Source organism: Nocardia sp. NPDC006630 (genome assembly GCF_040611495.1).
Lineage (GTDB): Bacteria > Actinomycetota > Actinomycetes > Mycobacteriales > Mycobacteriaceae > Nocardia.
Genome location: NZ_JBEXOK010000002.1, coordinates 213,733 through 234,696 on the forward strand (window position 1 = coordinate 213,733; position 20,964 = coordinate 234,696).

Genomic DNA, 20,964 nt, shown 5'->3' on the forward strand with positions numbered 1-20,964 from the left:
CCCCGCCTCACCGGACGGTCCGTTAAAGGATGTCTTTTCGGGTACGCAGCCTAGCAGCGGTACGGGGTCAGGCCGTCACCGCACCCCTGTGGCAACCGAGTGTTCGCGACCGGTTCGCGCGCTGTCCGGGATACACCTTTCGCGGAGTCGGCGATTTGCCGTGATCACCCCGCTATACGGCGCGCACCAGCAGGTTTCCACGGGCGAATCCTCGCAGGCGGGGCAGGGCAATAGCAATCCCGTAGTTAAGATTCAGACCGATTGGTCTGCGATGAATCCGCCCCCGGCACGTGATGCTGGGAGGAATCTCACATGTCTCGCGCGACGGTCACAAGACCTGGGACAGGAACTGCCGTAGTCGCGGAGTTTCCGCATTGTCGAAAAGCTGATCCGGCACACCCGACTCCACGACCTGCCCGCGATCCATGAAGACCAGGCGATCGGAAACCGAACGGGCGAAGCCCATCTCGTGGGTCACCACGATCATCGTCATCCCGCCGGAGGCCAGGTCGGCCATCAGCGAAAGCACGCCCTTGACGAGTTCCGGGTCCAGCGCGGAGGTGACCTCGTCGAACAGCATCAGCGCCGGCTTCATTGCCAGCGCCCGCGCGATCGCGACACGTTGCTGCTGACCACCGGACAGATTCGCCGGACGCGCATCGGCCCGGCCCGCCAGGCCCACGATCTCCAGCTGCTCCGCGGCCACCGCGCGGGCTTCCTCTTTCGACAGTCCCCGCAGCTTCCGCGGTCCCAGCGCCACATTGTCGGCGATGGTCATATGCGGAAACAGATTGAACTGCTGGAACACCATGCCGATGCGCTGGCGCAAGCGATCCGGATCCTCGCGCAGCACCGACTGCCCGTCGATCAGCACATCGCCGGAATCCGGCTCGTACAACCGATTCAGTACGCGCAGCAGGGTCGACTTACCCGAACCGGAAGGGCCGATGACGGTGGTGGTCTTGCCGGCGTCGACGTGAATGTCGATGCCACGCAGTACATGATTGTGAGCGAGCGTCAGATTCAGGCCGGTCCCGGTGAGGGATGCGCTGCGTGGCCGGTCCGGGGTCTGCGCCGCGTCTTCGGTCGGCTCGCTCATGCGCCGCGACCTTCCGTGATGGCGGCCTCCTCGACCGGTGCGGCGGGGGCTTCGGCCCGCCCGGTCCGAAGGCGCTGATCGATATAGTTCACCAGGTGCGTGAGCGGAACGGTCAGTAGGAGATAGACCAGACCGGCGGCGACCAGTGGCGAGAGATTCCCGGTCTCCGCGTTGAGATCTCGGCCGACCGCGAACAATTCACGTTGCGTCGAGAGCAAGCCGAGGAAGTAGATCAGGGAGGAGTCCTTGATGAGCGCGATGAACTGGTTCATCAGGGCGGGCAGCACCCGGCGCACACCCTGCGGAATCACCACCAGCGTCATCGACTGCCGATAGCCGAAGCCGATCGCCCGCGCGGCTTCCAGCTGCCCGGATTCGACCGACTGGATGCCCGACCGGAAGATCTCACCGATATACGCCGAGGCCAGCAGCGCCAGCGCCACCGCGCCCAGCCAGTAGGGATTGTTCCCGGTGATGCCCTTGAACACGGGGCCGAAGCCGAGCCCGATGATCAGGATCGTCACCACGGCGGGCAAGCCTCGGAAGATATCGGTGTAAACCCTTGCGGGCCAGCGCAACCAGCGCGTGCGGGAGATGCCCGCCACTGCTAGCAGCATCCCGAGGATGGTGCCGAGCACACCCGACACCACCGCCAGGATGAGGGTGTTCGGCAGACCGGTCTTGAACAGCGCCGGAAACGCCTTGCGGTAGAGCGACCAGTCGAGGAACGTGTCCTTCAATTGCGCCAGTGTCGATTTCGGTGCGGCCTGCGCGGTTTTGGCGCTCTGATGTTCGGCGGCGATCTCGGCGAAATCCGGCAGCGTCGGCATGGGTGCGGCCTTCGAACCCGGCTTCCAGCCCGGCGGGAACTGCCGCGGCTCCCATTGGGAGTAGATGCGGGCGTAGGTGCCGTCGGCGATGATCGCATCCAGTCCGGCATTGAGCGCCTCGGTCAACGGCTGATCGCCCTTGCGCACCGCGAAGCCGACATAGTTCTGCAGACTGAAGGTGTTCTGCACGACCGACGCCGGATCGCCGGGCTTGATCGCACCGGCCGCCTGCCCGGACGGCGCCACCCAGGCATCGAGCTGTCCGGATTTCAGATTCGCGTAGGCGGTGGTGAAGTCGGGGAAGGTCACCGGGTCCAGGTGCAGCGTGTTGACCACATACTCGTTCTGCACGGTGCCCTGCACAACACCGATGCGCAGCCCCTTCCGGAGATCCGGAAAGCCTTTGAGGGCACTGCCGGTGGGGACGACGAGCGAGAAATAGCCGAAGTCGTACCCGTTGGTGAAGTCGACGAGTTGTCTGCGCGCATCGGTGGCGGTGATGCTCGCGGCGCCGACGTCGAAGCGCCGATTGGCCACCTGCGCCAGCAGGCCCGCGAACTCGGTTCCCGAAAATTGCACTCGCAGACCGAGTTTCGCCGCGATGGCCTTCAGCAGCTCATTGTCGATGCCGGTGAAGACGCCCTGGGAATTCACGCAGACGCTCGGCGGCGCATCGGAGATCGTGCCGACGCTCAGTGTGCCGGGGTTGATCAACCCGAGTTTGCCGGCATCGATCTGCGAGAGCGGAACCGTGGCCGGGGTCGTGTACAGATCGACACCCGCGGTCGGGCCTGCCGCCAGGTTCGGCGGTGCGGCCGACGCGAAGTTCACTCCGGGCGGGGAACACAGATCGCGGGGCCCCGCGGAATTGCCGCCGGTCGAGCAGGCGGTGGTACACAGGATCAAGACTATCGACAATATCGCGAACACCGCACGCGATCGTGATCCGGCCATTCGAGCCATACCCGAAAACCATAGCGGCACTGCGGCCTTGCCGGTGGATATCCGCGCACCTCGACTCCGGAACCCGAATTCCCCGGCCGCGTGAACGGCGCGAATCCGCACCTGCGCGGCAGGTCTTCATACACCGTAAACCGCTGTGTGCGATGCTCGGTGTGTGAGCAATGAAGCCGACTTCACCGAACCTGCCCGCGTCACCTTCCGCGGCCAGGGCGGTATCGCACTCGCCGCGGACAGCTGGGGACCCCAGGACGGACCGCTCGTGGTGTTCCTACACGGGGGCGGCCAGACCCGGCACTCCTGGAAGGATTCCGGGCTGGCGCTGGCCAAGGCCGGCATGCACGCGGTCCTGCTCGATGCGCGCGGGCACGGTGACAGCGATTGGGCGCCGGACGGCAACTATTCGCGCAATGCCATGGTCGAGGACCTCATCGGCGTCCTCGAGCAGCTCGGCAAGCCCGCGTTTGTGGTCGGCGCCAGCATGGGCGGACTCACCGGTCTCATTGCCAGCGCGCACCCGCAGCGCGATCGCATGACCGGGCTGGTCCTGGTGGATGTGGTGCCGCGGCCCGAACGCGCCGGTGTGGAGCGCGTCATCAATTTCCTGGACAGCAATCGGGAGGGCTTCGCGAGTCTCGAAGAAGCCGCCGATGTGGTGTCCGCCTATCTCCCGCACCGCCGCAAGCCGCGTAATCCCGAAGGGCTGCAGCGCAATCTGCGGCAGCGTGACGACGGCCGCTGGTACTGGCACTGGGATCCGGCCATGCTGTCGGGGCGCGGTGAGGAGATCGATTTCCATACCGATCCGCTGGAGGACGCGGCACGGCAGCTGACCATGCCGGTCCTGCTGGTGCGCGGTGCGCTCTCCGATGTGGTGAGCGAGGAGGGCGTGCGCGCCTTCCGGGAGCTGGTCCCGCACGCGGATTACGCAGAGATCGGTACGGCCGCGCACACCGCCGCCAGTGATGCCAATGACGAGTTCACCGATGCGGTCGTCGATTTTGTGCGCGCACACGTGCGCACCGAATGAGCTGATCGAGAGCCGGTTCACCACTAATTAGCCAATCCAGATTGAACAATCTGGGTTGGCTATCTACAGTGGACGTATGACCGAATCCGCCCTCACCGTCTCCGCATCAGCCGCGCTCGCCGCGCGTGAGCTGCGAGTATTGGTCAGCCGCCTGCGACGGCGGTTCCAGGAGCAGTCCGACAGCCGCGAGCTCACACCGTCACAGCTGTCGGTGCTGAGCCGGCTGAGCCGGGGCGATACGACGGCGAGCGATATCGCCACCGCCGAGCGGGTGCGACCGCAGGCCATCGCGGCGACGCTGAACATTCTCGAGGAGCGCGGGCTGATCGAACGGCGGCCCGATCCGCTCGATCGGCGACGGCAGCTGGTGACCCTCAGCGGTGAAGGCCGCGAATTCTTCGACGGCCGGCGCCGCGCCGGGGAGGAATGGCTGACCACCTCGCTGCAGGACAGGTACACCGAGGCCGAGAGGCAGGTGCTGCTCGACGCCCTGGCGCTGCTGGAAAGACTCGGGCAGGAATGAGTTCGGTACTCACCCGCCGGTTCCGGGCGGAATCCGGCAGCGGGTTCGATCGCAAGCTGCTGGCCCCGATGCTGCTCGGGACGATTCTCAATCCGATCAATTCCTCGATCATCGCGGTATCTCTGGTGCCGATCGGCGTGGCCTTCGGCGCACCCGCGTCGTCCACCGCATGGCTGGTGTCGGCGCTGTATCTGGCCACCGCCATCGGGCAGCCGGTGGTCGGCCGGCTGGTCGATCTGTACGGCCCGCGACGGCTGTATCTCGCCGGTGCAACGCTCACCGGGATCGCCGGGATCATGGGCGTGCTCGCACCCGATCTGCTGGTGCTGGTACTTGCCCGCATCGTGCTCGGGTTCGGCACCTGCGCAGGCTATCCCGCGTCGATGTATCTGATCCGCAGCGAGTCCGAGCGCACCGGCAAGAACAGTCCCGCCGGGGTCCTGACCGCGCTCGCCGTGGCGGGGCAGACCATTGTGGTGATCGGGCCGACCCTGGGCGGGTTGCTGATTCACCTCGGCGGGTGGCGTACCACCTTCGCGATCAATATCCCCCTCGCCATCGCCTGCCTGATCGTGGGCGCACTGCGGATGCCGAAAACCCCTGCGCCGCAGCGCGGCAAGGGTTCCGGACTGGATCTGCCCGGTATCGCATTGTTCGCCGCACTGCTGGTCTCGCTGCTGCTGTTCCTGATGAAACCGCAAGTGGCGTACTGGTATCTGCCGGTGCTGGCGATCGCCGCCGGAGCGGCGCTGATCATCCGCGAATTGCGCACGCCGGAGCCGTTTCTCGATGTGCGGGTGCTGGGCGGCAATGTGCCGCTGCTCGCCACCTACGGGCGTGTCCTGCTGACCAGCATGGTCGGCTACTGCTTCCTGTACGGCTTCACCCAGTGGCTCGAGAGCGGTCGCGGACTGAATGCCACCGGCGCGGGACTCATCCTGCTGCCGCTGTCGATCACCGGTATCGCCGTATCCGCGATCACCGGACGCCGCACCGTGATCCGCGGCAAGCTCATCGTCGGCGGCATCGCCCAAATCCTGGGCTGCACAGCACTTTTCCTGATGCCGGGCGCCGCGGCGATCTGGCTGCTGCTGGGCGTCGCCGTCATCATGGGCATCCCGCAGGGCCTCAACAGCCTGGCCAATCAGAATGCCGTCTACTACCAGGCCGATCCGGAGCGCATCGCCTCCTCGGCCGGACTACTGCGAACGTTCACCTACGCCGGCGCGATGGGCGCCGCCGCCGCGGGCGGCGCCTTCCTCTCCGCCGGCAGCAGCGCGGCGGGGCTGCACCATCTCGCGCTCTTCATGCTCGTCGCCTCCGGATTGTTTCTGGCCCTCACACTGGCGGACCGCTCACTGCGGCTGACGGGCCGACCCGCCCGGGACGCCGCGTCGGCTTGATCATCCACCGAATAGAACGTATGTTCGATCTCATGTCGACGCCATTGCAGGGATCGCTGCTCGATGGATTCGGGGAGCTCGAGGTCGGTGCGCTGGACGGAATTCAGCGCACGGTCTTGAGCAACGGCGCGTGGGTGGATGTCCTGCCCGGCTGGTTGAGCGGGGCGGACCTGCTGTTCGAGCGGCTCGCGGCGGATGTGCCGTGGCGGGCGGATCGCCGGCCCATGTACGACCGGGTGGTGGATGTGCCCCGCCTGCAATGCTTCTACGACGAGGGGCAGCTACTACCGGATCCGGTGCTGAACGACGCGCGCGATGCCCTGAGCCGGCACTACCGGCAGGAGCTGGGCGAGCCGTTCACCTCGGCGGGCCTGTGCTACTACCGCGACGGTATGGACAGCGTTGCGTGGCACGGGGATACGTCCGGCCGGGGAGCCACGCACGACACCATGGTGGCCATCGTGTCGGTCGGCGCCGCGCGAGCGCTCATGCTGCGACCGCGCGGTGGTGGCGAGAGCCTCCGATATCCGCTCGGCCACGGCGACCTCATCGTCATGGGCGGCTCCTGCCAGCGCACCTGGGAACACGCGATTCCGAAGACGCGGCGACCGGTCGGCCCCCGCATCAGCATTCAGTTCCGCACCCGCGGCGTGCGCTAGCAACGACCCACAGCGGCAGGCTCGTTGGCAGCCTGAGCAGCAGGACCGGCCGACGAAGGTTGAACTCGCCGAATCGCTCGCGGACGAGCCGTCGAAGAACCGCTGGCGGTCGAGCCATCGAAGCTACCGAACGGACGAAGCTACCGAACAGGCGCGTGAGCCGACAAAGCTACCGAACCGGTGGGCGTCGGGCGAAGCTACCGAACCGGTGGGCGGCGGGCGAAATCTGGTGCGTGCTCGGGCAAAACGCCGCGGCTGACGAAGAGCGGTGGCAGGTCCCGCACGAGCGGGATGCGGCGGAACAGGCGCAGTGCGAGCGGTGCGCGCTGGGCATTCGACAGATTCCGCCGGCCCTCGACCGCCGGGCCGACGAGCAGCGCATGGATGATGCGCTGCACGGTCTGCGTGAGGACCGTGGGCAGGGCGCGACGGCGCTGCACACGTGCCAGTTCCGCGGCTGTGACGGTACGCGAGAGTAGTTTCGGCGCAAGAATTCTCGCGGCCGCCACCGCGTCCTGTACCGCCAGATTGATGCCGACGCCGCCGACCGGGGACATGGCGTGCGCCGCATCACCCAGGCACAGCAGTCCGTCGGTGTACCAGCGGTCGAGGCGGTCGAGCTGTACGTCGAGCAGCTGCACCTGATCCCAGTCGTGCAGAACGTCAGTCCGGTCCGCGAGCCACGGGACGGCGTCCGCCAGGCTCCGCATGATCACCTCGACCGATTGCTGCTGCCGCAGCGCCGGGTCACCGCCCTTCGCGAGCAGAGTCGCGCACTGCCAGTAATCACCCCGATCGAGCATGATGGCGAAGCGGTTCTGCGTCAGCACCGGAACCGCACCGGCCGGATCGGTGTCATGGCGCGGGATGCGGAACCACCACACATCGAACGGGGTGGCCCACCGATGCGAACCCAGACCCGCCGCGGCGCGCAGGATCGAGCCGCGCCCGTCGCACGCCACCGTGAGATCGGCGCGAATCGTGCCGGTGGCACCGTCTTCGGTGCGATAGCGCACGCCGACTACCCGGCCCGCCTCCCGCACCAGCTCCGTCACCTCGGTGTTCATCCGCAGCCGGAAGGTGGGTTCGATATCGGCGGCCCGCGCCAGCAGATCCAGCAGATCCCACTGCGGAACCATGGCGATGTACCTGTGCCGCCCCGGAATGTTCCCGAAGCTCGCCACGGTCACCATCGCGCCGCCGATCGGCAATTGCACCGAATTCATCCGCCGCTGCGGCAGTTTCGCGAATTCCTCGCCCAGCCCGAGCTCATCGAGCAGGTCGAGGGTGGTGGGATGCACGGTGTCGCCGCGGAAATCGCGCAGGAAGTCACCGTGCTTCTCCAGCACCGTCACCTCGACCCCGGCGCGGGCCAGCAGCAATCCCAGGATCATGCCCGCCGGTCCACCCCCGGCGACGAGACAGGTCGTGCGTTCCATCGGGTACCCCTCCCGAGCGACAACCATCAGCACTCTCGATGGTAGGTCGCAGGCGCACACCGGCCGCCCGCTTACCGCGAACGGCTACCGGTTGCGAAAGAGGATGAAGAAGTACGGATCTCGCATACCGCGCATATCCATGACGCCCAGCAGCGTGTTCTCATCGACCCTGCGGAAGACGTCGATGATCGGCAGGTGGTCGTAGATCATTGCGGCACTGGACTTTCCGCGGAATTCCAGATTGCGCAGCCGGGCGCGCGGGATGCGGGTGCTCAGTAGCGGGCGCAGTACGCCGAGCGAACGGCGCACCGGGCGCAGCGCTGCGACCGGCACTTTTCCGGCCAGGAAGAGCGGCACCCGGCGCGGGTCGACGGGGAACACCTCGCCATCGGGCCCGGCGAACAGCAGCGGTTGCACGGCGTCGGCGTCGTCGAACTGCTTTCCACACCAGCCGGATTCGACCAGTACGCCCTGCCACGGATGCCCGGTGTCGAGTTCGTCCCCGCCCCAGCGGCCGGTGGTGATCTCCTCCACCCGCACCGCCGGCAGCGCGTCGAACAGCGCCCACGCCTGCTCGGGGGTGCAACCACCGTTCCGCAGCGCGGCCAATCGCGCCCCGGCGTCCGATACCGATTCACCGACGACCATCCCAGACCTCCTCGTCGAGTGGATGAAAGATTCCGTGCCACATTATCTCAACACAGGAAATCGGTTCGCGCACATGGGCGTCTTTACCGAAGCCCAGACGGCAGCGACCTTCGACCGGCCGCAGGTGCATCACCAGCCAGTTCTAGTCTTCTCGACAATAAGTTTCCCGAATCGCTGGCGTTCGACGTTTTAGTCGACTAGCCTAAAACGCATGACGACGGTGCGAGACACGGTGCAGGCCATTCGGGCGGCGAAGCGACCCGAGGACCTCTTCGGCAGCGCCACAACCGATTCCGCCGCCCGCAAGGACGCACAGCGCCGGTATCACCGGCTGGCCGCGACCGTTCATCCCGATCGGGTGGCAGCCGGCGAATCCGATATGGCCAAGGCGGCATTCGTGCGACTGGCCGAGCTGTACAAGCAATGGCTGGACCTCGATGACGCGAGCCTGCACGTGACCGGGACGCACGGGACATATCCGGTCGGCAGACCGCTGGCGCGCGGATCGGTCACCGACCTGTATCGCAGCGGCAGCGATCGGGTCGTGAAAATCCCCCGGCGCTCCGCCGCCAACAAACTGCTCGCCGGTGAGCGAAACGCGCTGCGCGACCTCGCGATGACGGCCGAGGAGCACGACTGGCTGCGACCGTACTTTCCCGAACTGGTGGATACCGTCGATCATCTGGACGCGGGCGAAACCCGGACCGTGAACGTACTCAATGCGCTCACCGAGGGATTCGTGACGCTGGAACAGGTGCGCGCCGCCTACCCGGACGGGCTGGATGCGCGCGACTACGCCTGGATGCACCGGCGGCTGCTGCGCTGTCTGTCCGGGGCGGCGCTCGCCGGGTGGGTGCATACGGCCCTCACTCCGGCGAATGTGCTCATTCATCCACGACTGCACGGTGTGGTGCTGGTGGGCTGGTCGTTCGCGACCCGGCCGGGCACACCCGCGGCCGCGACCCTCGGCTCACTCGACTACCCGCCGGAGATCAACGATGCGGTCTCCCCCGCCACCGATGTGTATCTCGCGCATCAGCTGATGCGCACCATGCTCGGCGATCGCGCGCCCGCCGCCATGCGCACCTTCGCCGCCGGCTGTATGCAGCCCGATGCGCGGCTGCGCCCCGACGCCGCCGATCTGCTCGGCGAATTCGACGACCTGCTCGACCGGCTTTACGGACAGCGCCGCTTCCGGCCCTTCGAGCTCACGAAAGGACAGTGATAGCAATGGGTTACGGAAACTGGGACGACAGCGCCTACGACGCCGCCCGCACCTTCCGCGCCGCCCGCGGACTCGACGATTTCGGCTATACCGCCGATATGCGGTCGGTGCCCTGGGACCAGTGGAAGGCGCACAAGTCGCTCGACCCGAAGAATGTGGGGATGCGGGAGTCCCGCGATTCGGCTGATCACGGGAACTCACTGCCCATCGCGGTGCTGTTCGATGTGACCGGGTCGATGGGCGCGGTGCCGCGAATCATGCAGGAGAAGCTCGGCAAACTACACGGGCTGTTGCAGCGCAAGGGCTATGCGGATGATCCGCAGATCATGTTCGGCGGTATCGGCGATGCCGACACCGATCGGGTTCCGCTGCAGGTCGGGCAGTTCGAGTCCGACAATCGGATGGACGAGCAGTTGCGGCTCATCCTGCTGGAGGGCGGCGGTGGCGGGCAGAAGTCCGAAAGTTATGAACTGGCTGCCTATTTCATGGCCCGGCACACCGCCACCGACGCGTGGGACAAGCGCGGACAGAAGGGGTACCTGTTCATCGTCGGCGACGAGCTGAACAAGGATCGCCTGGCCTCGCGACACATTCGGAATGTCATCGGCGACAAGGTATCCCAGGATGTCTCGGTCGAATCGATCTATCGCGAGCTCGCCGATCGCTGGTACGTGCACTACATCCTGCCCAATCAGTCCAGCTACTACGGGGATCCGGAGATCGCCGAGCACTGGCGGGGACTGCTCGGCGAACGCTTCCTGCGCCTGGACGATCCGGCGGCGGTGTGCGAACTCATCGCGCTGACCATCGGCATCGGTGAGGACCGCATCGATCTCGGTGCGGGACTGGCGGATCTGCGGGATATCGGCTCGCTCGACGAGGCGGATGCGGTCGGCAAGGCGCTCGCACCCCTCGGCGCGGCGCGGCGCACCCGCAGTGTCGGCGCCCTGCCCGCCGGCACCGGCGACGACGACGTCGATTTCGGAAACTAGAGGGGAGAGAGCAGTGTTCGGCGATCGCCACCTGATCGTGGTGGACCTCGGGTTCGGCGACGCCGGCAAGGGGGCCACCGTGGACTGGCTCTGCGCACCGGAGACAGGCCTGGACGTGTCCGCCGTGGTGCGGTTCAACGGCGGTGCGCAGGCGGCCCACAATGTGGTCGCCGGCGGACGTCACCACACCTTCCGGCAGTTCGGGTCCGGCACCTTCTCGCGGGTGCCGACCCTGCTGTCGCGGCACATGCTGGTGGAACCCATCGCGCTGGCCGCCGAGGCCCGCGCGCTGGCGCTGCTCGGCATTCCCGATCCGCTCTCGCTGATGTCCGTGGACGAGCGGGCGCTGCTCACCACTCCGATCCACGGGGCCGCCAACCGTTGCCGGGAGGATGCGCGGGGTGCGTCCCGGCACGGTTCGTGCGGTATCGGCATCGGGGAGACGGCGAGCTACGCGCTCGCGCACGATGCGCCGCGGGTGGGTGATTGCCGGCGTCCGGATGTGCTGCGGCGCAAGCTGATCGCACTGGAGGAGCACTATCGGCCGCTCTTGGCGGGCAGTGGGCACCGCTACGACTCGATCGATGATCTCGTCGACGTGTACACCGAATTCGCTCGGGCCGTGGCGATTCTGCCCGGCGATCAGCTGGCCGTCTTCGCCGAGAGCGGACGGCTGGTGTTCGAGGGCGCGCAGGGGACGCTGCTCGACGAATGGCGGGGGCTGCACCCGTACACCACCTGGTCCACGGTGGAACCTCGGCATGCGCGGGCCATGCTCGCCCGGATCGATGCGCCCGGGTACGTCCTGGGCATCACCCGCGGCTACTTCACCCGGCACGGGGCGGGACCGTTCCCGACCGAGGCTGCGGAGCTGCGAATTCCCGAGCGGCACAATGGGACCGGCGCCTATCAGGGCGAATTTCGCACCGGGCACCTGGATCCGATCCTGCTGCGCTACGCGGTCGATGCCTGCGGTGGCATCGACGGACTCGTCGTGAATCATTTGGACGCGGTCGGCGATATCCGCACCGCCACCGGATATCTCACCGCCGACGGCTATGTCGACCGGCTCGACTGCGGCACATGGCAGGACCTCGACCACCAGCAGCGGCTGACGGACCTGCTGAACGGGGCGACACCGGTACTCGCGGACCTGCCCGCCGACGTGCCCGGCTACCTCGAAGCCGAACTGGGCGTGCCCGTGGTGCTGACCGCCCACGGGCCCGATCGCGCCGACCGCCGCGCCCGATCCGGGCAGGTCACACCGTCCGCGCCCGGCCGATCACCCAGCCCGCTGCGGGCCGATCACCCGACCGCTCCCCCGGCTACGGCATGATTGACCACTTGTGGAGCAACAATCCGCAGTATCCATCGATGTGATCGCCCTGCGCTACGGCCGCGACGACGCGACCGTCACCGTGGGCATCGCACCCCGGGAGTGGGAGCCGTTCGCCGGCGCCCTCGCCCTGCCCGGCGTCCTGCTCCACCGCGGCGAACGGCTCGAGGCCGCCGCTCGCCGCGCCGTGCACACCAAACTCGGTGTCCCCGAACAGGCCATCCTGGCGGTGGGCCAGCTCGCCACCTTCGACGAGCCCAATCGCGATCCGCGCGGGCCGACGCTGTCGATCGCCATGTGGTCGGTCATCGCCGACCACGACACCGACAGCGCCGAATGGCTTCCATTCGAACACATTCCGGCACTGGCCTTCGATCACAATCGAATCGTCGACACCGCACGCGGGATCTTCGCCGAAATGCTGTGGAAGCACCTCGAATTCACCCGCCCACTCGTCGGCGAGCAGTTCCCCGCCACCCGCGCAGTCGAACTCACCGCCGCACTCGAGGGCACCCGCCCCGACCCAGGCAACCTCAACCGCACCCTCGCCGCGCTCCCCGGTTTAACCCGCACCGGCGAGCGCGTTCGAGTGAAGGCAACCGGCAGACCAGCAGCCGTCTGGGCATTCGCCGCACAGTAGCTGACTCCCCACCATTCGCCCCCCAGCGGAATGTCGCCGAGAGGGCTCTGACTGTGGCTACACGCCGAGAAGAACCACAGCCAGAGCCCTCTCGCCGATGCTTCAGCTGTCGGGCCTCAGCGCGGGGCGGGGTGGATGCCGGTGGCTGCGGTTCGGCGGCGTTCGGCGCGGTGGGCGAGGGCCTCGAGGAGGCGCTGCCAGGCGGGTGAGGCTTCGGAGATGCGGGCGGAGATCAGGCGGTTGCCCGGGCCGCCGCCGTCTCGTTCGTATTTGATCTCCCAGGCGTCCATCTCGTCGATGAGCCGGTCCAGGCGCGGGTCCTGCGGGTCCCAGTCGACCGATTCATCACAGGCGAGATACAGGCGAATCGTCTCCGGGTCGTCGAAACCGGCGTTCTTGTCCCGGATGCGGTGCGGTAGGGAGGACGGGTCCATGGCCTGCAACAGAATCCACGAGTCGCGCTCGAGTCGCACCCGCTGTTCGCTGACCCCGAGACCGCGCATACGGTCCAGGATGGCGACCACCTCGGCTGGCAGGACGAGCCTTTCGCCACTTGCCAATTCGGTGATTCGGCTCCGATATTCGTTGAGCCGGTCGATCTTTCGCTGCAGTGCCGCGTCGATATCGGTGATCGCCGCGGCGAACTCGGCCGGCTGCGCGTGCAGCAGCGCGTCAATGCGGGCCAGGGGCACACCGGCATCGGCGAGAGTTCTGATCCGGATGAGATCCACCGCCGCCTGCGCGCTGTAGCGCCGGTAGCCGGAGGCATCACGCTCGGGCTCGGGCAGCAGGCCGACGTGGTGGTAGTGGCGGACAGTACGCACGGTCACCCCGGCGGTCGCCGCCAGCTGGCCGATCGTGAGCACCGTCCTCCTCTGGTCTACGTGATGGTGCCGATTCTAGGGGCGTGCGACCCGGTCTACGACGTCGCGGATCGCCTGAACCACCGCATCGGGGCGGTCGAAGCAGAGCCGGTGATGGAAGGTATCGGAGAGAATGCGCTGCTCCCCGCGCGAAACACCATTCACCAGTGCCGCATCCATTCTCATCCTGCCGTCGTGCATCCCGGCCGACGCCCGGGTGGGGTCGCCGCCCACCACGGAAAGAGCAACCACTGGAACGTCAGGAATGTCAGGCCCGGCCCGCAGTTCGGTAGCGAGTGCGGTCAACCCGCGCCGCTCGGCAATGCCTGCGCGCATCCACTCATCGCTCACACAGGCATCCACGAGTGCTCGCCGCACGTGCTCCGGGTAGTCCGCGTACAACTCGGCGTACATCTCACGCAGACCGGAACGCAGCTCATCAAGCGGCCCTTCCGGATCAGGCCCCATCAGCTCGGTCGCGGCCAAACTCGCTGCGGGCGGCATGAAGTCGTCCCAATCACGATGCAGGGCGTCCAACCAGACCAACCCAGCCACATCCCGCGGGTACAGCTGCGCGAACCGATGCGCGAAGAACCCGCCGAGCGAATGGGCAGCGAGAACGTATGGCGCAGCGATGTTCTGAGCGCGCAGCAACTCGTGCAGCTCCGTAGCGACCGCGGCGGCGGTACGCGGCAGCGGGAGCGGGAGCGGATCGCTGTAACCCGAGCCGCCACGGTCGTACACCACAGCAGTCGTGAACCGCGAAACCTGCTGCTGGACACCGAGATAATCCAACCCGACCGCACTGGCCCCCGGCAGGAACACCACCGCCGGTCCCCCACTACCCAGCCGATGCACAAAAACCCGCCGGCCATCGACGTCGTGAAATCCCCCGATCGGCGGCGCAAGCCGCGCAGAAGAAGCGCTGTTGTTCGTCATACGACAACCCTCCAACCCTGACGTGGCGTCAAGGTCAACCCACCTCTCCCGAAACAGCAGCGACCCCCGTGACCGTCCAGCCCGATCGGTGCCCGGATTCCCTCTCCCGCAACCGAAAACGCGCCGACCTGGAATTGGGTGCGGATTCGGCGAAGCTTGCGCCATCAGTCCTGGTAGGCGGTTATTCGGGTTGACGGAGCACGGATTCGACGAGGGCGCGGACTGCGCTGCGAAGGCGGCCGGTTTCGCCCGCGCGGGCCATAGCACGGGCCGCTTCGGAACCTACCGAACTGAAGAGCAGGCGGCCGGCCGCTTCGGCGTCCAGGTCGGGGCGGACTTCGTGGAGTAGTTCGGTGATGTGGCGGTCCCAGGTGCCATGGAATTCGGCGGTGCGGGGGTGCGGGGGGATGGATGCGCTGGTGTACGCGGACATGAGTTCTACGTTGTCGGCCATCATGACGGTCATGGCGTCGAAGAAGGCCAGGAGCCGGGCCGGCGCGGGGGCTCCGGGGCCCAGCGGGGGTGGGCCTTCGGATATGGCGGCCATGAGGGTTTCGGCGGGTTCGGCCACCAGGGCGTAGAGCAGGCCGGAGCGGCTGCCGAAGCGGTGGAAGATGGTGCCCTTGCCGACGCCGGCCGCGGCGGCGACCTTGTCCATGGTGATGGCATCGGCGCCGTGGTCGGCCAGCAGCGTGCGGGTGGCGGCCAGGATCGCAAGGCGATTGCGGGCGGCGTCGGCGCGTTCCCGCGGCTGCTCAGCAGGCATTTCCTCGACTCTCGTTGACAAGTTGACCGACGGTCCATATTGTCGTGACGCATAAGTGGACCGTAAGTCAAGTTATGAGGTATTTCAATGCAGGCAATCCTATTGACCGCGACCGGTGGGCCCGACGTCCTGGTGCCGGGCGAGGTACCGGCGCCGCGTCCGCAAGCCGGCGAGGTGCTCATTCGCACCGAGGCGATTCCGGTGCTGTACCCGGAGACCATGCTGCGGTCGGGGGCCTTTCCGATCCCGCTGGAGAAGCCGTTCGTCTTCGGTACGCAGGCGGTCGGCGTGGTCGTCGAGGTGGGCGCGGAGGCGGATGCGGGATTGGTCGGGCAGCGGGTCATGGTGGCCAGCAACGCCTTCGGCACTTACGCCGAATTCGTCTGCGCACCTGCGGAATCCGCGGTCCCGATTCCGGACGCCGTATCGTCCGTCGACGCTGCCGCGCTCTCTATGAGCGGATCGGTGACCATTCCGCTGCTGGAGACCGCCAAGCTGACCGGCGCCGAGACAGTACTGATCGAGGCGGCCGCAACGGGAATCGGCGGCTATCTCACGCAGCTGGCCAAGGAATACGGCGCGGCACGGGTCATCGCCACCGCGGGCGGGCCGGAAAAAGCCGAGCAGGCCAGAAAATTCGGCGCCGAAGTGGTGATCGACCACCTCGATCCGGACTGGCCGCAGCGACTGCGCGAAACTCTCGGCGGCGCAACGATCGACGTCGTCTTCGACTCCATCGGCGGCGAATCCGCGCTCGCCCTATTGGATCTCATGACCCCGCTGCGCGGCCGGATGCTCAGCTACGGCTTCCTCTCCGGTGCGCCCGCCCAGGTGACATCCATGGATTTGATCATGCGCGGACTGACCCTGGTCGGATGCTCCGGGCCGGATTGGCTGGCCTGGGTCGCGGGATCGCGCGGTGCCGCGCTGGACCGCGCCGCCGACGGCTCGCTCACCCCGCTGGTCGATCGGGTACTTCCGCTGGCGCAGGCGGCGCAGGCCCATCAACTCCTGGAAGATCGAGCAGCCAAGGGCACCATCGTCCTACGCCCCGGGCAATAGCCCCGCCTACGCCCCGTCGAAACCGCGGCGAGCGACGAGCAGCGGCCTCCACCGCACTCCCCGCTCGCCGTACCGACCTGGACAACGCAAAACGGGAGAATCCAGGCAGGAAACGGCCGGGCGGATAGAGTCGGTAATCGACAGCGATGTGGTGAATGACAAGCCCGGAAGCGAGGCTCCATGAGCTCCTCGAACACCGTTCTGATCACCGGCACCTCCTCCGGCATCGGCCTGGCCACCGCGGTGGCCTCGGCGCGGGCGGGCTGGCAGACCATTGCCACCATGCGAGATGTCGGCAGAGCGGGTGCGCTGCTGGACGCCGCGAACGAGGCCGGCGTCGCCGGGCTCATCCGCGTGGAGGCCTTGGACGTCACCGATCCCGGCTCGATCGCGCACTGCGTGCAGCAGGTCGTCGCCGATTACGGCCGGCTCGATGCCGTGATCAACAACGCGGGGGCGGGATACGTCGGCACCATCGAGCAGACCGGGCTGGCTCCGGTGCGAAATGTCATGGAGGTCAACTACTTCGGCGTTGTCGCGGTCACCCATGCCGCCATGCCGCAGCTGCGCGCCTCGGGCGGGCGGCTCATTACCGTCACCAGCGTCGGCGGCGTGATCGGCCAGCCGTTCAACGAGGCATACTGTGCGGCCAAATTCGCGGTCGAGGGCTTCATGGAGTCGCTCGCACCGGTCGCCGCCACCGTCGGCGTGCACGTCACGGTGGTCGAACCCGGCGCGGTGGCAAGCGAATTCGTGGCCAGCCAGCAGATCGACATCGCCGCACTGCTCGCCGCCGCCGGTCCCTACGCCCCCGCCCTGAAGTCCTATATCGAACGCACCCAGGGCGCGTTCCGCAATGCCCAGACCTCGGAGGGCGCAGCCGCGTCGATCATCGAGGCGCTCACGGCGGAGGAGCCACCCTTCCGGGTCCAAACCTCCTCCTGGGCCCGCGGATTCAGCTCCACCAAGCTCGCCGACCTGGACGGTTCCGCAGTTCAGATGGTCACCGCGAGCTGGGTGGCCCAGCCCGTTCACTGACCTCGCCGATCGCGTGGACCGGTCCGAGCACGAGTTGCTCGCGACCGGCCACCGCGAAATGCGCTCAGCCCTGGGGCTTGCCGAGGCAGAAGGTGGTCTGCGGATCGGACAGGGTGATCACATTGTCCGCATCCGCGCTGCACAGGTTCTCGTCCGCCTGCCCGTCGATGCGCTGCAGCACCCGGAAGCTGGCGTCGCTCGAGGCACAATCGGCATACTGGTAGCCGGTCATCGGCGCGTCGTGATAGCAGCTGGCCTGCTTGAAGTTCGGCGCCAGGCACAGGAATGCGGTGGTGGTCGCGTTGAGCGTCTCCTCGTAGGAGGTGTAGTCCGCGGCGCAGTCGGCCTTGGCGTCGAATACCTTGGCCACCTTGTAGACCGCCTTCTCCGAGGCGCAGTCCACCGGTTCGGTCTTGGAATCGATCATCGAACCCTTGATCACATTGATGCAGTCACCCACCTTGGCGCGCGCGGTATCGGATTTGCTCGAATCCTTGACCGCCTGCGTGCCCTTCTCCACCACGGAGCATCCGGCCAGCGCCAGCGCGAATACCGCCAGCACCACCGGTACGAGACGCCACAGCCGCCGCGTGCTCGTCGGATTCACCTGCATCGATGTCACATCCCTTTCAACACTTTTGTCCCGATTTGCCTGGCCCACCCAACCCGGTCGGCGCCGCGCGAGCATCCGGGAAACCACGGGTTCGGCCCGGACCCGTGACTGCACCCCACGCAAGTTAGGCTGCCAGGGGACCGTCCGACCGGGAGGAGCGCGCCATCAAGGCATTCGTCGGACGCGCCCACGAGCTCACCAGCTTGGACGCGGTCTACAGCGCAGCCGACGGTCCCTGGGTATTCCTCGTCGAAGGTCCCGCGGGCATCGGGAAGTCCCGGCTGCTCGGCGAGTTGTCGAAACAGGTCGGCGCGCGTGCGGTCCAGGTGGTGTCGGTGCCCGCCACCGAATTCGAGGAATCGACACCGCTGCAGCTGATCCGCGACATCCTCGAACAATTCCCCGACGCCGATACCGCGGCGCTGGATCGTGATCCGAGCGGCGCCGACGCCCGCGAACTGGCCCGGCTGCTGCGGCGGCGACTCGGCGCCGCACCGGCCATGCTCATCATCGACGACGCCCACTGGGCCGACGCCGCCTCACTTCGAGTGCTGGCCTTACTGATTCGCAGCCGCCCGGACGCATCCACCCGAGTGGTGCTGGCCTACCGCGAGGGGCAGTTTCCGGCGCTGCTGGGACACACCCTGCGGGCCATCGGCAGCGCGACCTTCCACCTGCTCATCCCACCACTGTCCCCTGCCGACGCCGCCGCGCTGCTGCCCGGCATTCCGTCCGGGCGACGGGATCGGCTGCTGACCGCCTCGCACGGCAACCCGCTGTATCTGCTGCTTCTCGCCCGGCTCACCCCCGCCGAATTCGACGCCGCCGTCCACGAGGACGATCCCGCCGCACCGACCGCCGACCATTCCGCGCTGGACCGGACCATCCGCGCCGAACTCGTGCACCTACCCCGGCGGGAACGACTTGTCGCGCAGGCCGCGGCGGTCTGCGGCCCGACCGCCGACGCCGAACTGCTCTGCGCCACAGCCGAACTGAACCGCACCGAATTGACCGCCGGAATCGACGAACTCGCGCGGCGCGGCTGGCTCACCGTCACCGGCGGCACCGTGACCTTCCGGCATCCACTCATCCGCACCGCCGCCTACCGGTTGGCAGGCCACGGCTGGCGAGCCGAGGCCCACGCCCGCGCAGCACGCACGCTGCGCGCCGCCGACGCACCCTTGCTCACGCGCGCAAGGCATCTCGAACACGCACTGTGCGGAGGCGACGAGGAGGCCGTCGCAGATCTACTGCGCGCCGCGGAACAGACCCTGGCCACCGCGCCCGCCACCAGCGCACGCTGGATCGCGGCCGCCCTGCAGGCCGCACCCCACCAGCGCGACAGTGCCGGGCTGCCGGTGCGACTACTGCTGGGCCGCGCGCTGCTGCTGTCGGGTACCGCGGAATCGGCTCGCGCCGTTCTCGAACCTCTTGCCGCACAACCGGGACCGCAGCAGACCGACGCACTGCTGCTGTACGCCCGCTGCGAACGCATTCTCGGCAATGTCGATACGGCCCGAAACCTCTTGGCCACGGCCGCCGATCGGCCCGGCGCCACCGGAAACGGGCCCGTACAGCTGGAATTGGCAATTCTCGAACTCCAGGACAACCGGGATGCCGAGGGTGCGGAACGAGTACGGGCGCTATTCGACTCCGACGCGGTGTCCGACCCCGCCATCCGGGCGGCCGCGCTGACCCTGCGCAGCATGGGCCAGCTCGCCGGTCTGGACATGACGGCGGCAACCACCAGTTACCGTGCCGCCGAACGAGAATTCGCCCAGCTCACCGACGCCCAGGTGCGCGACGGCGTGCACGCGGTATCCGCACTGGGCTGGATGGCGTACTTCCTCGACGACCATCGCACCGGAATCGCCCATATCGAACGGGCCATTCGTATCAGCCGTCGCTTCGGTCAGAGCTTCATCCTGCCCGAACTGCATACGGTGCAGGCGTATTCGCTGGCCAAGCTCGGACGGTTCGAGGAATCGCTCGCCGCCGCCGAGGACGCCGCCGAATCAGCGGAACTGTTCGGCTATCCCGATGTCCCGCCGCTGGCGGGCACGATCAAACTACGTGTCCTGGAGGCGACCTCACCGCGCGCGGAGGTGCTGCGCTGGTGGCGCATTGTCGACGCCATGCCGCGCCCGGTCATGCGCTGGTGGCGAGCCGTCGTCGATGCCGCGCTGAGCGAGACCGCGGCCCGGCTGGGCGCGGGGGACGCGAATATCACAGCACTGCAACCCGATCGAGCGCATCCCACTCAACCGACGGAACTCGCCGCACGAACGCAGGCGGCAATCGCACAGGGCGCCCTCGACACCGCGGCGACACTGGTCGCGCAGGCCGAAGCGGCGGCTCACAAATTGGGGCTGCCAGGACAATCGGCCGCCGCCGCGCAGGCGCGGGCCGAATATGCCTCCGCACGTGGGGATCTGGCGGCGGCGGGAACGGCTGTACAGATCGCGATCGAGGAGTTCGGCCGGGCCGCCATGCCGGTGCAGCGCGGGCAGGCACTCCTGCTGGCGGCCCAACTCGCCGGTCGCGGAGGCGACTTCACCCGCGCCACCGCCGCGATCGCCGCCGCGCGTGCGGATTTCACCGCGGCGGGCGCATTCGAATTGCTCGTCGAAGCGACAGCCGTGCAACGACGCCTGGCGGGGCATCAGACCGTCAGCGGGGCAGGGGAACTGACCGAGCGGGAACGTGAAGTCGCCGATCTCGCGGCCTGCGGTCGTACCAACAAGGAAATCGCCGCGCAGCTGTATCTGAGCCCGCGCACCGTCGAGGACCACCTCAGTCGCATCCTGCGCAAACTGGGTCTCACCAGCCGGGCGGGCATCGCCCACCGACTGGCCGAGCTGGATGCCGCGCCGGCGCGCTAGCCGGAGAGCTCGAAAAC

Annotated in this window: 19 protein-coding genes; 11 read left to right on the forward strand and 8 right to left on the reverse strand. The window is 67.5% G+C overall.

The annotated features are described in order from the left end of the window. Positions 1-328 precede the first annotated feature (328 nt). Both ABZX86_RS05295 and ABZX86_RS05300 read right to left on the reverse strand, forming a co-directional pair. Entirely contained in the window at positions 329-1,099 is a 771-nt protein-coding gene (locus tag ABZX86_RS05295; RefSeq protein WP_355120259.1) for an amino acid ABC transporter ATP-binding protein, read from the reverse strand. Next, positions 1,096-2,892, reverse strand: a complete 1,797-nt coding sequence (locus ABZX86_RS05300) for an ABC transporter substrate-binding protein/permease (RefSeq protein WP_355120261.1) — start codon at positions 2,890-2,892, stop codon at positions 1,096-1,098. The genes ABZX86_RS05295 and ABZX86_RS05300 overlap by 4 nt, the downstream gene beginning before the upstream one ends. Before the next feature lie 154 nt (positions 2,893-3,046). On the opposite strand from ABZX86_RS05300, the gene ABZX86_RS05305 reads away from it, so the two are divergent. The 4 genes from ABZX86_RS05305 (at position 3,047) to ABZX86_RS05320 (ending at position 6,504) form a co-directional block, all read left to right on the forward strand. Then, the gene (locus tag ABZX86_RS05305) at positions 3,047-3,919 is read left to right on the forward strand and encodes an alpha/beta hydrolase (protein WP_355120263.1); all 873 of its coding nucleotides are present in this window, start codon (positions 3,047-3,049) and stop codon (positions 3,917-3,919) included. Positions 3,920-3,995: 76 nt separating this feature from the next. Next, a complete protein-coding gene (locus tag ABZX86_RS05310; RefSeq protein WP_355120265.1) occupies positions 3,996-4,442 on the forward strand; it encodes a MarR family transcriptional regulator in 447 nt (148 codons plus the stop codon). Then, a complete protein-coding gene (locus tag ABZX86_RS05315) occupies positions 4,439-5,845 on the forward strand; it encodes an MFS transporter (RefSeq protein ID WP_355120267.1) in 1,407 nt (468 codons plus the stop codon). Before ABZX86_RS05310 ends, ABZX86_RS05315 begins: the two co-directional genes overlap by 4 nt. Positions 5,846-5,877: 32 nt before the next feature. Further along, positions 5,878-6,504: an alpha-ketoglutarate-dependent dioxygenase AlkB gene (locus ABZX86_RS05320; RefSeq protein WP_355120269.1), complete on the forward strand. Its 627-nt coding sequence runs from the start codon at positions 5,878-5,880 to the stop codon at positions 6,502-6,504. 197 nt (positions 6,505-6,701) lie between these two features. On the opposite strand, the gene ABZX86_RS05325 is transcribed toward ABZX86_RS05320, so the two are convergent. Together ABZX86_RS05325 and ABZX86_RS05330 are read right to left on the reverse strand one after the other, a co-directional pair. Continuing rightward, positions 6,702-7,943 (reverse strand): FAD-dependent oxidoreductase, encoded by a 1,242-nt coding sequence (locus ABZX86_RS05325; protein ID WP_355120271.1) that lies wholly within the window; start codon positions 7,941-7,943, stop codon positions 6,702-6,704. 84 nt (positions 7,944-8,027) lie between these two features. After that, the gene (locus ABZX86_RS05330) at positions 8,028-8,591 is read right to left on the reverse strand and encodes a DUF4334 domain-containing protein (protein ID WP_355120273.1); all 564 of its coding nucleotides are present in this window, start codon (positions 8,589-8,591) and stop codon (positions 8,028-8,030) included. Between the two features lie 211 nt (positions 8,592-8,802). On the opposite strand from ABZX86_RS05330, the gene ABZX86_RS05335 reads away from it, so the two are divergent. The 4 genes from ABZX86_RS05335 to ABZX86_RS05350 are packed head-to-tail and all read left to right on the forward strand — an operon-like array spanning position 8,803 to position 12,784. Beyond that, complete coding sequence (locus ABZX86_RS05335) at positions 8,803-9,816, forward strand: hypothetical protein (protein ID WP_355120275.1); 1,014 nt, start codon at positions 8,803-8,805, stop codon at positions 9,814-9,816. Between the two features lie 5 nt (positions 9,817-9,821). Further along, positions 9,822-10,808 carry a hypothetical protein gene (locus ABZX86_RS05340; RefSeq protein ID WP_355120277.1) on the forward strand — a complete coding sequence of 329 codons (987 nt, stop codon included), beginning with the start codon at positions 9,822-9,824 and terminating at the stop codon, positions 10,806-10,808. A gap of 13 nt (positions 10,809-10,821) precedes the next feature. Then, positions 10,822-12,144: an adenylosuccinate synthetase gene (locus ABZX86_RS05345; RefSeq protein ID WP_355120279.1), complete on the forward strand. Its 1,323-nt coding sequence runs from the start codon at positions 10,822-10,824 to the stop codon at positions 12,142-12,144. A gap of 10 nt (positions 12,145-12,154) precedes the next feature. Further along, positions 12,155-12,784, forward strand: coding sequence for an NUDIX hydrolase (locus tag ABZX86_RS05350; RefSeq protein ID WP_355120281.1), 630 nt, complete (start codon positions 12,155-12,157; stop codon positions 12,782-12,784). Positions 12,785-12,900: 116 nt separating this feature from the next. Here ABZX86_RS05350 and ABZX86_RS05355 read toward each other — a convergent pair whose 3' ends face one another. The 3 genes from ABZX86_RS05355 to ABZX86_RS05365 all read right to left on the reverse strand — a co-directional run bounded on the left by ABZX86_RS05355 (position 12,901) and on the right by ABZX86_RS05365 (position 15,352). After that, positions 12,901-13,650, reverse strand: a complete 750-nt coding sequence (locus ABZX86_RS05355) for a MerR family transcriptional regulator (RefSeq protein WP_355120283.1) — start codon at positions 13,648-13,650, stop codon at positions 12,901-12,903. Between the two features lie 33 nt (positions 13,651-13,683). Further along, positions 13,684-14,586 (reverse strand): alpha/beta hydrolase, encoded by a 903-nt coding sequence (locus tag ABZX86_RS05360; protein WP_355120285.1) that lies wholly within the window; start codon positions 14,584-14,586, stop codon positions 13,684-13,686. 181 nt (positions 14,587-14,767) lie between these two features. Further along, positions 14,768-15,352 (reverse strand): helix-turn-helix domain-containing protein, encoded by a 585-nt coding sequence (locus ABZX86_RS05365; protein ID WP_355120287.1) that lies wholly within the window; start codon positions 15,350-15,352, stop codon positions 14,768-14,770. Positions 15,353-15,439: 87 nt separating this feature from the next. Here ABZX86_RS05365 and ABZX86_RS05370 point away from each other — a divergent pair, with 87 nt between their 5' ends. Together ABZX86_RS05370 and ABZX86_RS05375 are read left to right on the forward strand one after the other, a co-directional pair. After that, positions 15,440-16,414, forward strand: coding sequence for a zinc-binding dehydrogenase (locus ABZX86_RS05370; RefSeq protein WP_355120290.1), 975 nt, complete (start codon positions 15,440-15,442; stop codon positions 16,412-16,414). Positions 16,415-16,594: 180 nt separating this feature from the next. Then, a complete protein-coding gene (locus ABZX86_RS05375) occupies positions 16,595-17,452 on the forward strand; it encodes an SDR family oxidoreductase (protein ID WP_355120292.1) in 858 nt (285 codons plus the stop codon). Between the two features lie 64 nt (positions 17,453-17,516). Here ABZX86_RS05375 and ABZX86_RS05380 read toward each other — a convergent pair whose 3' ends face one another. Beyond that, positions 17,517-18,065, reverse strand: coding sequence for a hypothetical protein (locus ABZX86_RS05380; protein ID WP_355120294.1), 549 nt, complete (start codon positions 18,063-18,065; stop codon positions 17,517-17,519). Positions 18,066-18,229: 164 nt separating this feature from the next. On the opposite strand from ABZX86_RS05380, the gene ABZX86_RS05385 reads away from it, so the two are divergent. Continuing rightward, positions 18,230-20,947, forward strand: coding sequence for an AAA family ATPase (locus ABZX86_RS05385; RefSeq protein ID WP_355121274.1), 2,718 nt, complete (start codon positions 18,230-18,232; stop codon positions 20,945-20,947). The last annotated feature ends 17 nt before the right edge of the window (positions 20,948-20,964 follow it).